This is a genomic window from Jeotgalibacillus campisalis (assembly GCF_000829515.1).
Classification (GTDB): domain Bacteria; phylum Bacillota; class Bacilli; order Bacillales; family Jeotgalibacillaceae; genus Jeotgalibacillus; species Jeotgalibacillus campisalis.
The window spans coordinates 462,439-478,483 of sequence record NZ_JXRR01000017.1; the positions used below are offsets into that span (position 1 = coordinate 462,439).

Annotated in this window: 16 protein-coding genes; 3 read left to right on the forward strand and 13 right to left on the reverse strand. The window is 41.9% G+C overall.

All coding sequences use genetic code 11. The features are described 5' to 3' along the window. Window positions 1–65 precede the first annotated feature (65 nt). From KR50_RS14635 to thpR, 6 genes are all read right to left on the reverse strand, one after another. Window positions 66–920, reverse strand: a complete 855-nt coding sequence (locus KR50_RS14635; protein WP_408606160.1) for a YtnP family quorum-quenching lactonase — start codon at window positions 918–920, stop codon at window positions 66–68. 136 nt (window positions 921–1,056) lie between these two features. Beyond that, window positions 1,057–1,695, reverse strand: a complete 639-nt coding sequence (gene trmB / locus KR50_RS14640; protein ID WP_041060201.1) for a tRNA (guanosine(46)-N7)-methyltransferase TrmB — start codon at window positions 1,693–1,695, stop codon at window positions 1,057–1,059. Between the two features lie 75 nt (window positions 1,696–1,770). Continuing rightward, a complete protein-coding gene (locus KR50_RS14645; RefSeq protein WP_052477137.1) occupies window positions 1,771–2,574 on the reverse strand; it encodes a phosphotransferase family protein in 804 nt (267 codons plus the stop codon). A gap of 198 nt (window positions 2,575–2,772) precedes the next feature. Beyond that, a complete protein-coding gene (locus KR50_RS14650; protein ID WP_052477138.1) occupies window positions 2,773–3,714 on the reverse strand; it encodes a diacylglycerol/lipid kinase family protein in 942 nt (313 codons plus the stop codon). Next, complete coding sequence (locus tag KR50_RS14655) at window positions 3,711–4,688, reverse strand: NERD domain-containing protein (protein ID WP_041060203.1); 978 nt, start codon at window positions 4,686–4,688, stop codon at window positions 3,711–3,713. Before KR50_RS14655 ends, KR50_RS14650 begins: the two co-directional genes overlap by 4 nt. 31 nt (window positions 4,689–4,719) lie before the next feature. Beyond that, window positions 4,720–5,262, reverse strand: coding sequence for an RNA 2',3'-cyclic phosphodiesterase (thpR, locus tag KR50_RS14660; RefSeq protein WP_041060206.1), 543 nt, complete (start codon window positions 5,260–5,262; stop codon window positions 4,720–4,722). Window positions 5,263–5,425: 163 nt separating this feature from the next. Here thpR and cysK point away from each other — a divergent pair, with 163 nt between their 5' ends. Further along, window positions 5,426–6,361 (forward strand): cysteine synthase A, encoded by a 936-nt coding sequence (gene cysK, locus KR50_RS14665; RefSeq protein ID WP_041060470.1) that lies wholly within the window; start codon window positions 5,426–5,428, stop codon window positions 6,359–6,361. A gap of 37 nt (window positions 6,362–6,398) precedes the next feature. On the opposite strand, the gene KR50_RS14670 is transcribed toward cysK, so the two are convergent. From KR50_RS14670 to KR50_RS14690, 5 genes are all read right to left on the reverse strand, one after another. Continuing rightward, window positions 6,399–7,190 carry a phosphotransferase gene (locus tag KR50_RS14670; RefSeq protein WP_041060208.1) on the reverse strand — a complete coding sequence of 264 codons (792 nt, stop codon included), beginning with the start codon at window positions 7,188–7,190 and terminating at the stop codon, window positions 6,399–6,401. Between the two features lie 118 nt (window positions 7,191–7,308). Next, window positions 7,309–8,175 (reverse strand): D-amino-acid transaminase, encoded by an 867-nt coding sequence (gene dat, locus KR50_RS14675; protein ID WP_041060210.1) that lies wholly within the window; start codon window positions 8,173–8,175, stop codon window positions 7,309–7,311. Window positions 8,176–8,278: 103 nt separating this feature from the next. After that, window positions 8,279–9,694 carry a dipeptidase PepV gene (pepV, locus tag KR50_RS14680; protein WP_041060213.1) on the reverse strand — a complete coding sequence of 472 codons (1,416 nt, stop codon included), beginning with the start codon at window positions 9,692–9,694 and terminating at the stop codon, window positions 8,279–8,281. A gap of 104 nt (window positions 9,695–9,798) precedes the next feature. Beyond that, entirely contained in the window at window positions 9,799–10,935 is a 1,137-nt protein-coding gene (locus KR50_RS14685; RefSeq protein ID WP_041060216.1) for an ABC transporter permease, read from the reverse strand. 2 nt (window positions 10,936–10,937) lie between these two features. Further along, window positions 10,938–11,630 carry an ABC transporter ATP-binding protein gene (locus KR50_RS14690; RefSeq protein WP_041060219.1) on the reverse strand — a complete coding sequence of 231 codons (693 nt, stop codon included), beginning with the start codon at window positions 11,628–11,630 and terminating at the stop codon, window positions 10,938–10,940. Between the two features lie 299 nt (window positions 11,631–11,929). On the opposite strand from KR50_RS14690, the gene KR50_RS14695 reads away from it, so the two are divergent. Then, window positions 11,930–12,148, forward strand: a complete 219-nt coding sequence (locus tag KR50_RS14695; RefSeq protein ID WP_041060221.1) for a DeoR family transcriptional regulator — start codon at window positions 11,930–11,932, stop codon at window positions 12,146–12,148. A gap of 51 nt (window positions 12,149–12,199) precedes the next feature. On the opposite strand, the gene KR50_RS14700 is transcribed toward KR50_RS14695, so the two are convergent. After that, window positions 12,200–12,913, reverse strand: a complete 714-nt coding sequence (locus KR50_RS14700; RefSeq protein ID WP_041060223.1) for a pseudouridine synthase — start codon at window positions 12,911–12,913, stop codon at window positions 12,200–12,202. A 57-nt stretch (window positions 12,914–12,970) separates the two neighbouring features. After that, the gene (locus KR50_RS14705; protein WP_041060226.1) at window positions 12,971–14,590 is read right to left on the reverse strand and encodes a putative polysaccharide biosynthesis protein; all 1,620 of its coding nucleotides are present in this window, start codon (window positions 14,588–14,590) and stop codon (window positions 12,971–12,973) included. Window positions 14,591–14,771: 181 nt separating this feature from the next. Here KR50_RS14705 and KR50_RS14710 point away from each other — a divergent pair, with 181 nt between their 5' ends. Beyond that, complete coding sequence (locus KR50_RS14710) at window positions 14,772–16,040, forward strand: BaiN/RdsA family NAD(P)/FAD-dependent oxidoreductase (protein ID WP_052477139.1); 1,269 nt, start codon at window positions 14,772–14,774, stop codon at window positions 16,038–16,040. Window positions 16,041–16,045 lie beyond the last annotated feature (5 nt).

A 16,045-nucleotide genomic window follows, 5' to 3' on the forward strand; every position in this document is an offset into this window, starting at 1 on the left:
AAAAAACTGCAGCGCATATTAAAAGCGCTGCAGGCAGTAGAAATACTCTAAATCTTTACAATTGATTACTTCTCAAAAGAATGTCTTTTCACAGAATCAATCATTTCTTTTCCTGACTGATCCCACTTACAGGCCCGATAATAGGAATCATGGTAAAAGCTGAACCACCAATTTTCTTCCAGTCCTTTTTGAATCCACTTTTGCTTTGCTTCGATCGAGTTCATTGGATAGTCGTCATAGGCTAATACCCATAATGGGTTTTTGTGGGCATGTGTGGGCATTAAATCTGCCATGTGAATCATTGTTTCCCCATTTTGTTCTAGAAGCACTACACTATGACCATCACTATGACCGCCGGTATGGACCATTTTCAGGCCAGGCAAAATAGTGACCTCACCCTCAAATGCCACGACCTGCTCTTCTATTGGCTTCCAGTTTTCTTCCCAGTATGTATTTTTCGAGCGAATGTTCGGCGCCCTCATTTCATCCCATTCAATTTTAGATGTATAAATTTTTGCCTGTGGAAATGCAGAAACCAATTTGTCATCTTCTTTCCTGGTCAGACCGCCTGCATGATCAAAATGCATATGTGTCATAATGACAAGATCAATATCATCTCTTGTTAATCCCAGTTTTCCGAGTGACTCCTCAATATGAGATTCTCTCGTCACACCATAATTCCTCTTTTGCTTATCGCTCATTTTCCCGGTTCCTACGCCCGATTCAAGTAAAACCCGATGCCCGTCCATTTCAATCAGAATGGGCTCAGTGGGCAGTTCGATTTGATTTTGTTCATTAGGAGGATATTTTTTCGACCAAAGCGGTTTTGGAACTACACCAAACATTGCACCGCCATCCATATTGGTCACTCCTCCGTCAAGCCATCTTAATGTCCACTCTCCAAAGCTGAACGAATCCACCATCATCACTCCTTTATTTGAATACGCTTTCAACAATAGTATAGCAAAGAAAGAGACTGGGACATATGAGTCTCACTCTCTTTTAACCGGTTCTCCTGGTTTTCAGTCAAGTGCTTGAGCCGCACGAAAAGGAAACCTATTGATATTGAACTTCACAACGATAAATACGCTGGCCTTTTTTCGAAAACTTTTCTTCGTACTCGGTCATAATATTCCCTTCAAAGTCACTGTTGTGAAGATCCAGACTTAGAAATGTTAATTTAAGACCATATTCCCAAAAGCTCTGAAGGGAAAATTCAAATAACCCCTGATTATCCGTTTTAAAATGGATCTCTCCTTTATCAGGAAGAACTGTTTTATATAAATCGATAAATTTCTTATTGGTCAGCCTTCTTTTTTCATGACGGTTTTTTGGCCATGGATCAGAAAAGTTCAAATATACACGCTGAACTTCTCCCTTTTCAAAAATGGCTGCCAGGTCTTCCGCATTACTATTAAGCAGTTTTACATTTGGCAGCTCAGCTTCAATGACACGGTCAAGCGCCGTGACGATGATGCTTTCTGAAAGTTCTACACCTATATAATTCACATCCGGATTCGCACGTGCCATTTCAGTGACAAATCGCCCTTTACCTGTACCTACTTCAATATGCAAAGGATTTTCATTCCCGAATTTCTGTGCCCAATTTCCTTTAACTTCTTCTGGAGCAGGCACTGCATATTGAGGATAGTCTGCTAGCCGCTCGGCAGCCCACGGTTTGTTTCTCATTCTCATTTTCTTGCACCTCTTCTTTTCATTAAAAATAGCCTCGGCAATTTTCTAAATGGTTCTTTTAGAAAAGGCACCGGGCTATTTCTTATTCTCAGCCGGACATTCACTTTGAAAGCAGCGCTGGAGGAAGTTCATCCATTTGGCTACATCATGAAGACGTCCTTTATCTTTTTGCCACTGCAGCATAAGCAGTGCTTGACAGACTACATACCATTTCATGCGAATGCGAAAGTCATCGGTTAATTCTTCACCATACTGCGCCATCCACTGTTCCCAGTCTTTTTCCGGTATGTACCAATATAACAGCATCCCCACATCAACTGCCGGATCTGCCAGCATAGCACCATCCCAGTCGATCAAGAACAGTTCGTCCACTTCTGATAGAAGCCAATTATTATGGTTCACGTCTCCGTGACAAACTACATAGTCATCTGCAGCAACTTTCCCGGCATGTTCCTGTAAAAATTCTATTGCTTCCCGCACTGGCTTTAGCATATTTAACTCTATATCAAGGGTTGATTTCACCTCATCGAGCATCAAAAATGCTTCATACGGCTCTTTTCCTAAACGGCGCAGCATAGAGGTCAGTGCTTTGGAGCTATGAATTTTTTTAAGTAACTTAGCCACTCTTGCACCTGTCATCTCGTCTGCTTTCAGTTCACGTCCGTTAAGCCAATGCTGAGCTGTGATCACATCGCCATTCTCAAGACGCTTTGTCCATTTTAATCGAGGGACAATTCCCTCAGCTGAAAGGACAGCAATGAAAGGGGAAGAATTGCGTTTTAAGAATAGTTTCTCTTCATCAAGCCGTGCGAAAAAAGCTTCACCAGAGGCACCGCCTGCCGACATGATTTCCCATTCTTTGTCAAACAAATGTTCCAAATTCATTCACCTTCTACGTCTTTGTCTTTAAAGAAGAAATCTCCGTTTTATTGTTGAGTATACGATCAGTTCACTGTTGTTTTAAGCTGACACATCAACCGTGTTCCTGTCAGACTAAAAAAAAAAAAGATAGCTATTGGTGCTGAAAAAGACAATAGCTATCCTTTTTAAAATTCTATCGTTTAGAGGGTGCATTCGTCAAGACCCTTGTTTTTCCGGTGGGACAAATAACCAGCTTTTAGGTGCAACTTCGACAAAAAGCGGATGATGTTGAGTCAGCAAGCCGCCAAACTCCCCATCTGTGTGTATAAGTGCTTTATCTGCTGTTTCAATCTTTATTCTTTTACCTTGCTTTGTTTTTACTTCTTTGAATCGCAAATGCCATCCGAAAAACACAGACAAAAAGACCGCGAGAAACTTAATACGTGATAAGCGGTGAACGATCGTCAAATCTAATTTCCCATCATCTGAGCAGGCAGACGGCGCAATCATCATGCCGCCTCCATAGTAGGGCTGATTTGCAATGGTTATAAACCAGACTTTCTCCAGTTCCAGCGTTTTCCCGTCAATTTCAACAGTCATTGACTGAGGTTTATAGCGTAGAAGGTGAAAAATCAAATAATAAACGTAGATGAGTCTTCCCAGCTTTAGTCGATTAAGCCATTTTTTGACCCGCGAACGATTCGATGAAATTGCTACTGCTGCATCGAAACCAACTCCCAGATTATTAACAAACCATCCGTTTTTATCTCCCTTAAATTGAGCAGCATCATGCTTTTCATTTCTGCCATCCCATTTTGATAATTCATGTATCGATTCGCTGTCAAAAGGAAAAGAGTTGAAATGCCGTCCAAAATCATTGCCGGAACCTGCCGAAATAGAAGCCACATAGGCATGAGGAAATCCGGCAGCTCCATTGACCAGTTCATGCATGGTTCCGTCTCCGCCGATTCCTGCAAAAAGCGTTTTTTCCTCTGGATGTTCGGTGCAGAACCTGCGGATTTTCTCCACTGCCTGCCATGGGGTACCAGTTATCCAGTATTCTATCCCCTCCCTGTCGCACATGTCCTTAAGCGTTAAAAACTTGCTGTAGGCATAGCCGTTTTTAGCATGGGGGTTTACAATCAGGATAAGTTTCATTCAGTATTCTCTGTCAGATCCGGCTGTTCATTGTCTTCTGACCACAGCATTCTTCTGACAGATGTGGTCTGGGTAAGCTCCAGAACGGTTTTCACGGCACGCAGCTGAACGCTCTTTAATGGAGCACGCATGCTTCTTTGCTGAGTGAACCATGCGGGGAAGCTTTTTTTATCGAGCAGTGTTAACCCATATGGAGCATCTTTAAAATCAATATAACCATTCCTGGATATAATCGCTTTTTTAATTGGAAAGTCAAGATTTTGTTGATTAAATAATCCTTTTATAATGGTTTCTGTCCGGTCCAGAGATATGGCCGGGTTCAGCATTCGTTTTTCCTGTTCACCTGCTTTAACTGTCCAGAATCGGTCCATAGAGCCGATATAAGCGGACTGGTCAGCCCCTTCCAGAAGAGTTATGCACCAGAGCTCTGTCGGGGTAAATACGAGAATGTCCAAATCAATTGGTGCTTTTTTAATCAGCATGACAGGTTCATACATAACAAGATACGTATCCGGAAATCGCTGAAGAAAAAAACGAAGCGGTTCTTCCCTTGCATATTTTCCGTCCACATATGACTTTTCTGTCAGAGTAGAGCTCGCCCAGGTCAGCTGAATCTGATAGAGCTGATCCATATAGAGATGTTTTAAATCTTCAAGCGTATCTGGACGAAAATAAACCTTTGGCTGAAAATCAAAGGAATTGTTCTCAGAAGCCTGTTCTCCTGTGTCTTCTGCAGGATGCTCCTCTTCTTTAACCCATATTTTCTTAAAGCGTTTAATCAGCGCGTGTTTGCCCTGCACTTCATTTCTGAATTGTTCAGCATCTTTATCATTTAAAAAAATAGAACCGTCTTCCCATTGCTGTTTTATTTTAGTCCACTGCTGCTTTTTTAATCTGACAAACTGCGATGGATATCGGAGACTGTCTTTTTCATATCTGGAAACATAGTCTTGCAGTTTAATTAATTGTGCCACTTTGCCACTCCTCTTTTTTAGAGGTCTTTATTTATCTCAATCTATACTGGGATACCACTTCATATTTAGGTGTTTCCTGCGGATGAATCCGATAAAGGCAGACCGATGAAACTTTCATATCAAAAGGAACAAATGTTTCAGGCTGTTGAAAATCTTTTGTTCCCTGCCATTTTTTAGCCAGCGTAATATGCGGCCTGAATGGACGACTCTCTGGATTCATTCCTGACTTATGGACTACTTCCTGCACCTCATCATAGATCGGCTGCAGCTCCTCTCCGTTTTCTGGACCGATCCAGAAGATTCGAGGAGATTCATTTTTTCCAAATGTATTTATTTTATTAATTCTAATTGAAACACTGGGAAGAGAAGCAATGGTCTCTTTAAGGAAACGCTGAATGTTAACCAGCACCTCTTCCTTTACTGAACCTAAAAAGGCTAGCGTAATATGAACATCCTGTTTGTGTGTCCATTGCTTAAACGGCAAAATTTCCTGCCAGGCGTTTTTTTGAGCCTCAATTTTTTCTTTGACAAAAGGAGAAATTTCAATAGCTATAAAATAATGTGGTGTGGACATCTTTGACACCTCCGCTAAGCATTTCCTTTTTATCTATTATACCTTTGTTGATCTAATTGGTATATCTTTTCATGGAAGTACACTTAATTGAATGAAAAGCCGGTTACGGGTAGAATGAAAGGAAGAGATATGAATGGATGGAATGTGTGAAAGGATGATTGAAATGAAGGTTGTACAAAATATTGCAGAATTAATCGGAGATACCCCGCTCGTAAAACTAAATCGGCTTAATCCTAAAGGAGGCGCCGCTGTTTATGCAAAGCTTGAATACTACAATCCGAGTAAAAGCGTCAAAGACCGTGCTGCATTTAATATGATGATTGAAGCAGAAAAGCAAGGTCTTTTAAAGGCTGGCTCTACCATAATCGAGCCTACTAGCGGCAACACTGGAATCGGCATTGCCATGAATGCTGCTGCAAGAGGCTACCGGTCGATTCTTGTCATGCCGGACACAATGACCTCTGAACGGATCAATCTTTTAAAAGCGTATGGAGCAGAGGTGGTGCTCACTCCGGGTGATGATAAAATGCCGGGAGCTATAAAAAAAGCAAAAGAGCTGGCTGAAGAAATCCCTGACAGTTTTCTTCCGATGCAGTTTGATAATGCAGCCAATCCGGATGCCCACCGCAATTCAACCGCTCTTGAGATAATAGAAGCCGTTAAGCAATTAAAAAAACCACTTGGCGCATTCGTTGCAACCGCAGGAACGGGAGGAACGATCACGGGCACCGGTGAAGTCTTGAAACAAGCCTACCCTGATCTTCAGGTTCATGTTGTTGAGCCTGCCGGATCACCTGTCCTATCCGGAGGAAAGCCCGGCAAACATAAGCTTGTAGGAACCAGTCCCGGCTTTATCCCTTCTATTTTAAATCAATCTGTTTATGACGAAATTCATAAAATAGAAGATGAGGATGCCTATGACATCACACGCAGACTTGCACGTGAAGAAGGAATTCTTGTAGGACCTTCCTCAGGTGCTGCCTGTTATGCAGCGCTTGAAACCGCGAAAAAGCTTCCCGAAGATTCCATCGTCATTTTTATCGCATGTGATACGGGCGAACGTTATTTATCAAGTGATTTATTTAGATTTGAATCATAATACCGGCTCCATCCAATCTGTAATTGGATGGAGTTTTTTATGCCCAGCTCTTTCTATGGAGCTGTATAAATTCAATATCTTTCATATAATGCTCCGCATGCCCTTCTTTTTTCATCTTAAGAAACGCGGCCTCTCCATCCTCTGCCTTTGTTTCAATCATGTTATGAAGCGCCTCTAAACGCAGGCAGATGATCTCCATCAAATCAGCCGGTTTTTCTACTCCATACGCTTTAAAGAACAAGTCAATTCTTCGTTTTCTATTATTTTTATCCATTTTATCATTATAAAAACAAGCTTCTCCTGATTCTGCCAAATAAAAGCGGCTCAAAGGAACACATGTGTACAGTGTATAAGCCATATCCCAAATCCTTGGACCTGGCGCGGCTATATCAAAATCAATGATTCCAACGGGTTTTTCAGCATCAAAAATAATATTGTAAACCGCTAAGTCATTATGGCAAATCATTTCTTTTGGATCAGGAGTTCCTTCTAACGGCAGCCAATCGCTGGTAAACTCGAAATCCTCCACGGCATCATGGAAGGAGCGCTGCATTTGAGCGATTTTGGTAAGAGATTCATCTGACCACATACGATGTTTTAAAGGGTAATTTCCCGCTTCACCTTCTATAAAGCTTAAGATTTCCCTCCCCTTTTCGTCGATTCCCCTGAATCGCGGAGAGTATGGATACTTTTTATGTTCTAGATGCTGTAAAAGCAAATGGATGTTCGCGCTGTTTTCATTGAGTTCTCTTCTGACTGTCCCTTCGGCAAGATAAACGTTTGTCATATTGCCGCCTGTTAATAACGTTTCATTCCTATCATCCTTCATTTGCTTCACCCACTTCCCTTTTCTCTTACTATCACGGGTCATTCTAACAAAAAACTGCAGCTCCATTGCCAGACCTGATATCTGAGCAGCAGAGGTGCAGTTTTGTTATTATTTACGTTTAGCTTTCTACACTCACTAATTCTCCGCATTGTTCCTGGATAGAAGCTTTTAAAACAGACTGCAGTTTTTTTGTCCATTCACCAGGCTTGCGATCTGCTACATCTTTTCCGTCGATCTGAACAATCGGCGTGATTTCAGCAGTTGTGCTTGCGATAAATACTTCATCCGCAGAAAGAAGATCATCGAGTGTGAATGCTTCTTCTTTAACATCAAGCCCGATACCTGGGCATAAGCGCAATAGTTCTCTGCGGGTAATGCCATTTAAAATCAAATTCGTAGCAGGATGTGTGATGAGCTGATTATTTTTTATTATGAAAGCATTGGATGAAGAACCTTCTGTTACTGTACCGTCCCGATGCAAAATGGCCTCAAAACTTCCCTGAGAATAGGCTTCTTGTTTGGCAAGAAGATTTCCCAGCAGATTTAAGCTTTTTATGTCGCATCTCAGCCAGCGGACATCTTCTGCGATGATCGCTGCTACCCCTTCGTTCATCTGGTTTTCTGGACGGGGCACTTCTTTTGTATACGCAGTGAAAACAGGGTTGCCTTCAAGAGGAAATTGATGCTGTCTCGCAGAAGCACCTCGAGTAACCTGCAAATAGATCGTTCCTGTATGAAGCTTGTTTTTTTCAACTAGTGTAGAAAGGTTTTTTGTCAATTCTTCTTTCGTGAACGGAAGATCAAGTTTAATTTTTTCAGCAGACTCAAACAGACGTGTAATATGCTCCTGACTTGTGAACATTTTCCCGCTGTAAATGCGTATTACTTCGTATACGCCATCTCCAAATTGATATCCCCGGTCTTCCATATCCACCGTGCAGGCTTCACGGGAAACAAAGTTGTTATTATAAAGGACTGTCGACATTGCACTCTCTCCTTTTAATCTTTAAAATATTTGAATTAATCTTGTTTAATTGCCATGCTTTGTTCCCTGTTTTTCTGAACAGCGAGTAATATAGAATCAATCGTTATTTTAAGCAGGCAAGTTCGTATATTGCCTGGGTATAAATGGCGGTAGCTTTAAGAAGATCTTCAATTTCAATATATTCATCCTTTTGATGGGCTACATCATCTCTGCCTGGGAAAAGAGCTCCAAACGCGACGCCTTTTTGAAGTGATCTGGCGTAGGTCCCTCCGCCGATCGCTAAAAGTTCCCCTTTTTGATTTGTTTGTTCTTCATAAACTCGAAGCAGGGTTTGAATAAACGGATCGTCCCCATCCACGTGATGAGGTGAAGAATTATCAATATTTTCGATTTTGATTTTTTCCTGATCAAGCATGGAAGTCAGTGCAGCAAGAGCCTTCTCCATATCATATGTAACCGGGTAGCGGACATTCAATCCGAAATAAGCTTCTTCTTTGCTGTAGCGGATTTTCCCTGTATTAACCGTCAAATCACCGCTGATTTCATCTTTTCCTGCAAGTCCCAGATTCGTTCCTCTTGAGTCATTATGAAGCATCGTCTGTGCAAACTGACAGAAAGCATGGGCATTTACATCGAGTTCAAATCTTTCAAGAAAAGTAAGCAAGTGAAGACCGGCATTGACCCCGTTATCCGGTTCCATCGCATGAGCCGACTTCCCGTATAATTCAATGGTAAGATCGCCTCTTTCAATATAATAATTACCTGTCAAGTCATTTTCCTTTAAGTACTCCTCAAACTCCTGAAGTAAATACGTTTGATCTAATATAGGGATTAAAACTGCGGCTGCACGATCAGGAACCATATTGTATCTTTCTCCCGACACAAATGATTTCATCTCCATACGCGGCGCTTTTTCATCTTTTAGTTTTTTATCAACATATAAGTCAAAATCGATAATTCCTTTTTCAGCATGAATAATGGGAAAATCTGCATCAGGTGCAAAACCGATCGACGGCATTTCTTCATGCTCAAAATAATGATCGACACAGCGCCATTTACTTTCTTCATCTGTACCGACGATCATTCGCACGCGTTTATCAAAGGAAACATCGAGATTTTGAAGAATTTTCATGGCCATATAGGCAGCAATGGTCGGACCTTTATCATCAATGGCTCCTCTGGCATAAAGCCTGCCATTTTCCACGACCCCTTCAAAAGGCGGGTAGGACCAGCCATCTCCTGCGGGCACTACATCAACGTGACAAAGAATACCTACTATCTCAGATCCCTGTCCCATTTCGATATGACCTGCAAGGTTTCCTGTGTTTCTAGTGGTAAAACCGTCTTTATCTCCTTGAGTGAGCATCCAGTCCAACGCTTCTTTCACAGGCTGCCCCAAAGGTGCTTCTTCAGTTGTATTCTCTTCATCTAAAACACTCGGAATTTGAACGAGCTGCTGAAGATTTTGAATAATTTCCTCTTTATACTTATCGACTTCTTTTGTCCATTGAATGGGCACTGAAGCTTCACCCCTTTTTCGTAATGTCTCTCATTATAGTCGATTGTTCAAAGACAAGCACGTATTGTTTAATCAAATGAGGAATTTGTCTGACTTTTAATTACTTAAGTAAGAAGAGTCACCATCGCAATAACCATTATTGGAGTCAGCATTGCAACGGCAGTCCAGTTTTTAGCCTGCTCATAGCTTTTATCATAACGGTACTTAACGCCTATGGAATGTTTATCAATGAGCGTTTCCCACATTAATTTATGAATGGTCACACACCCCGCTGCTAAAAGTGCTGCTGCAGCTGCAAACAGCCAGCCCATCGGTATAAGGAAGGCGCTTAACACAATCAGGCCCAAGATTCTCACGTAATAATAAATGAACTTCCGATTTCTGAGATGATGTTTCAGGAAGAGCTCAAGCATTCCTGTTACTGGAGTTATAGGCTTTAAAATGCGCGTTGATTTGCGAAAAAGAAGGGGCCTTTTCCTCGACTTAGTATGAGGAGGCGTCTCGACTTCCTTAGACAGGGTGAAAACAAGCCGAATCCAGCGCACCTTCCACTTTGCCTCCTGTAAACCATGGTTTGGCAGCCATTTCGGGTCAGCCATCGTCCGGTTAAACAGGCGTTTCAACCACCAAAAGCCCAATGGAATAAACAAGATCATAAGCACTGGAAACATAGTAATTCCTGTCAGAACGAGCGCAATTCCGAATGCAGCTGCCAATAGAAAGCCTGCTGTCATTAAGGTGTTTCTGCTGCCTGCAGCGTAAAAGTCAATCCAGCTTAAGAATAATTTGCAGGTCGTTCGAATAATAGTCAGCATAAGAAGGAGAAGCACAATTTGGAGGAGAGATAACGTTAAAATCCCTATTGTAAATGGTAAAAAAAGTAACGATACAACTAAACTAAAGAAAAAAGAGGTGCAAAGATTATAGAAAAACCCTGACTGTAAAAGTTTCCTGATCCATTCCGGACGTTTTGCAAGATAAACAGTATCTGCTTCATACAAATACGTACGCCATTTACTTGATAGCGATAAGAAGAAAAATAACAGTCCACAGCCCGTCCAGTTAATAAGAGTAAACCAGACAGGAGGATCAATCCAAAGGGAACGATAATATAAACCACTGAAGAAAATCGCTGGTATGATCAAGTAAAGAACGATCGTCCAATCGATGACACTCGATAGAATACCTTTTTGATACCGCCAGTCTTTTTTAAGACGGTCAGTAAAAAGAGTGTACTGCATCTTTAAAGATCTCCTTCCGGAATGCAGTCATATAAAGTTCCAGAAGACACATTACATGCTTCAAGCACCTCATCTAAAGAGCCAGATACATGCACGGTGCCGGAACTCATAATAATGAACCGGTCTGCAATTCGCTGGGCGGTGTCGAGTACATGGGTGCACATAAGAATACCAGCCCCTCTTTCCCGCTCGTCCTGAAGTGTTTCTAAAAGCAGCTTAGTTGCAGAAGGGTCAAGTCCCATGAAAGGCTCATCGATGATCCATAAAGAAGGCTTCGACATGATCGCTAAAATCAGCATGGATTTTTGCTGCATGCCTTTAGAAAAAGATCCTGGTAAATCATGAATGACACGTTCAAGTCGAAAACGGGACAGCCATGAATGAACTAAGGGCTCCCACTCAGATTTTTCAAGTTCTTCAACAGCTGCAACAAATTCAATATGCTCCCACAGTGTTAAATCTTCATAAAATACAGGTCTTTCGGGAATAAACGAGTAACGCAGACCTTTTTTTATTTCCGCTTCTCCTTCGAAAAATGGCAATTGTCCCATAATCGCTTTTATTGTTGTGCTCTTGCCCGCACCATTTGCGCCAATCATCGCGACCAATTCACCCGGTCCTACAGAAAAATGAACGTTCTCAATCCTGGCATCATTTGGCTCATAGCCGCCTTCTATAACGTCAACATTCAACATTTTTTTCAACACTCCTTCTGTCTGTTCTACGGAATGAATAGGAAAAGGGAGTCATATTTTCCTGAAAATCCTCCAATATAAACTTGTTAAATGTTAACGTCATGTAAAAACTGTCCGTTAGTACTAGAAAAATCAATCAAATAATTGTACAATGAAATTGTCAGATAATATGACTGTCGAATTTTAACGAAAAGGGGCTGTCGAAAGGCAACCAATTAAAACGTGTCGTTGAGCGATACTCAACAATAAAGTTCATCGCAGTCATTGCCCATGGAAAAAAGATGAGGGAGAGTGGTTTTTTGAAACCAACTACGAATCGGATGCTAACTCGCATCAAATCTGTGTACATGTTCATCAAAGAAAATGGAACGGTAACAACAAATGATTTGGTTGATGAATTCGGCATCACACCTCGCACCATTCAGAGAGATTTGAATGTGTTAGCCTATAACGATTTAGTGAGCAGTCCTAGTCGTGGCAAATGGACGACGACACATAAAAAAGTTAAAATATCGTAACAAAGCTAAAAACAGCCCTTTCCGCTTTTTATTCGGAAAGGGCTGTTCTATTTATTCTTCGCCGCGAAGGCTCTTAAGCTCTTCTTGTGTTAACTCCCGGAATTCCCCCAGTGCAAGTGAGGGATCAAGCTCCAAAGAACCCATAGAGATCCGTTTTAAATAGGTCACTTCTTTGCCAACCGACTGAAACATCCGTTTAACCTGATGAAACTTACCTTCCATAATGGTCAGTTCAATATGGGAGACAGGCCCTGATTTTAAAATGACGAGGTCTCCAGGCTTTGTCACATAGCCATCCTCGAGCATAACGCCCCTTTTAAATGCCACAATGTCATCAGGTGTCACTTCCCCTTCAATTTCTGCAAAGTACGTTTTTGGAACATGCTTTTTGGGTGAAAGCAGCTGATGGGAAAGGTGTCCGTCATTCGTTAACAAAAGAAGACCTTCTGTATCCTTGTCTAACCGTCCAACTGGGAATGGTTCAAAAACAGACAGTTCAACCGGCAAAAGGTCAATGACGGTTTCATGCTGGCGGTCTTCCGTTGCTGATATTACGCCTTGAGGCTTATTTAATAAAACATAAATGAACTCCCGGTAAACGATTTTTTCACCATTAACGGTTACTTCATCATTAAATGGGTCTACCTGCATTTTTCCTTCTTTTGCAGGCGTTCCTCCTACAATAACTGCACCGGACTTTAGTAATTTCTTCATTTCTTTGCGGCTGCCATAGCCCAAATTTGCAAGTAGCTTGTCTAATCTCACCCGGTTTCCTCCTTTTTTCCAAACCAAAAGCCGGCTTAGGAACCGGCTTATGGACATTTATGATGTGAATCGTTTACGCAGTCTTGTAATTCTGTCACCAAACAATTGATCTGCTAACCGCGATTTTAAACTTAAAACAAAGTAAACGAATGCCCCGATCCCGCCGCATATCACGAGAATCAGCAACGCCTGCAGGCGGCTTTCCGGATTCAGGAATGATGCAAGTCCAAAGTAGACTAGCAATACAGGCACAGCCATCACTGCATTAAAAATAAGCATGAGCAGCGTCCGTTTAACCACTTTACGATATTTGTAGGAAGCAAAATGACGCAGGACTAGCAGATTAATAATAATGGCTGCTATATAACCAATTGCGGTCGAAAGCACAGCTCCCTGCACTTCAAAAAGCTGTACCAGCGGAATATTGATCGAAAGCTTCACAAGAAGGCCAGCGAGCAAACTCAGCACACTCCAGCGCTGTTCATTTATTCCCTGCATCATCGCTGCTGTTACAGTGTACAGAGCAAAAAGAATCGCTACAGGGGAATACGTCCGCAGTACATCTGTTCCAAGTTCACTGTAGCCGTAAAACACGGTATAAGCCGGTTCAGCCAACAAGGCCAAGCCTATGGCTGCTGGCATCGTAAGAAACAATAGAATCTGGAACGTCTGATCAAGCTGCTGGTTAAGTGATTTCCAGTTACCCTTTGAAAAAGTACTTGTGATGACAGGAATTAATGTCATCGCAAATGCTGTAGCAAGTGATACGGGAATAATCACAAGTTTATGGGTGGTAAACGTTAAAATCCCAAACTGAAAATCCGATACAGCTGCAAGACCAATCTCAGCCATGGCACGGTTAAATGTCAGGATATCCATTAATTGAAAAAGCGGATTTGCAACTCCTACCAATACGAATGGAATCGAGTACAAAATAATTTCCTTATACATTTCTTTAACCGAAATTTGAACTTCGCCTTTATTTTGTTCAAGCATTTTATCCAGATGAGGTTTTCGTTTAAAATAATACCAGATTAATAAAGCTAAACTCGCGGCACCACCGACAAATGCGCCAAATGTTGCGACAGCAATCGCCGTTGTAATCGATCCTTCCATCACGTATAACACGACATAGACGCCGACTAGTAAAAACACGATCCGGACGATCTGTTCGATAACATTTGATACAGCTGTAGGACCCATTGACTGATGCCCCTGAAAAAATCCTCGTATTAAACTCATAAAAGGAATAATAATAAGCGCAAAGCTCACAGCCCGAATGACGGTAGTGACCTGATCTGCAGAAATATCCTGTTCGTTTGCCGGTATCGCCAATTCAGCAAAGAAAGGTGCAAATAAAAACATGATTAAGAATGCGATAAAACCTGACAGTGTCATGAACCACAATCCGGACCTGAAAAGCCTTCGCCCAATCTCATATTCCTCAAGTGCATTATATTTGGCAATAAATTTTGAAACGGCAAGCGGAACGCCCGCTGTTGCGATAGATAGAAAGATCGTATACGGAACATAGCCGTATGAATAAAGTGCAACCGGACCTTCTTCATTTCCAAGCAAGGCATAAAACGGAATTACATAAAACAGCCCTAAAAATTTCGATATAAAGGTTCCTAACGTTAAAATAAATGTTCCTCTTACTAATGTAGATGTAGACATTCTTATTTATTCACTTCCCAATCTAAGGAAAACTCATATTTCGACACTAACCAATAGTGTACTACTCCATCGTTTGAATGACAATTGGTTTTCTGACTCTTTTAAAAGAGAAATGATTGAACATACCATTAGAGCACGATAAAATAAGGCAAGTGTAAGCTTGAGAAAAGATGGTGAAAAAATGAGATATGATGTAATTATTGTCGGCGGGGGACCTTCGGGGCTGATGGCTGCGATTGCCGCAGGTGAGAAAAAAGAGCATGTACTGCTTGTGGATAAAGGGACGAAGCTTGGTAAAAAGCTCGCGATCTCCGGCGGCGGCCGGTGCAATGTAACAAACCGCCTCCCAGTAGAGGAAATTATAAAGCATATACCTGGCAACGGACGTTTCTTATACAGTGCCTTTTCTGTTTTTAACAACGAAGATATTATTGATTTCTTTGAAGGACTTGGTGTTGCGCTGAAGGAAGAAGACCATGGGCGTATGTTCCCTGTGTCAAATAAAGCACAATCAGTCGTCGATGCACTGCTTCGCAGACTCGGCGAACTGAATGTAGAGATCCGCACCAATGTAGAAGTTCACGATCTTCTTGTTGGGGATGGTGCAGTTGAAGGCATAAGCCTTGCAAATGGGGATGAGATCAAAGCAGCAGCCGTTGTTCTGGCAGTCGGCGGAAAATCCGTTCCTCAAACTGGTTCCACCGGGGATGGGTACCCTTGGGTAGAAAAAGCCGGACACACTGTAACGGAGCTTTTTCCCACAGAAGTACCGCTTCTCTCGCAAGAAGCCTTTATTCAAAATCGCGAGCTCCAAGGACTTGCTCTTAGGGGAGCTGCAGTCAGCGTGCTGAACAAAAAGGGAAAACCGCTTGTAACCCATGAAATGGACATGCTTTTTACTCATTTCGGCTTATCGGGACCAGCTATTTTGCGCTGCAGCCAATATGTGGTCAAAGAAATGAAAAAACAAAAAGGCGAACCTGTCACAATTCGTATTGATGCTGTTCCTTCTATAAAAGCAGAAGAGCTTTTTCAGCAAATGTATAAGGAAGCAAAGGAAGAAGCAAAAAAAGCCATTAAGAATGTGTGGAAAGGCCAACTTCCTGAACGCTATCTTCACTTTTTAATGGAGCGAGCAGAAATTGACCCTGATCAGCAGGCAGGAACGATTGCTACTGACAAGATCCGGCTCGTTTGCCAGATGATAAAATCCTTCGATCTTTCCGTACACGGAACACAATCAATCGAAAAGGCCTTTGTTACTGGAGGCGGTGTATCGGTTAAAGAAATAGAACCAAAAACGATGCACTCAAAAAAATGCAGAGGACTGTTTATTTGCGGTGAACTGCTGGATATCCACGGGTACACCGGCGGCTATAACATCACTTCAGCTCTTGTAACTGGGCGTTTAGCTGGAACGAACGCAGGAGATATAATGAAAGAGAATTAGAGTTT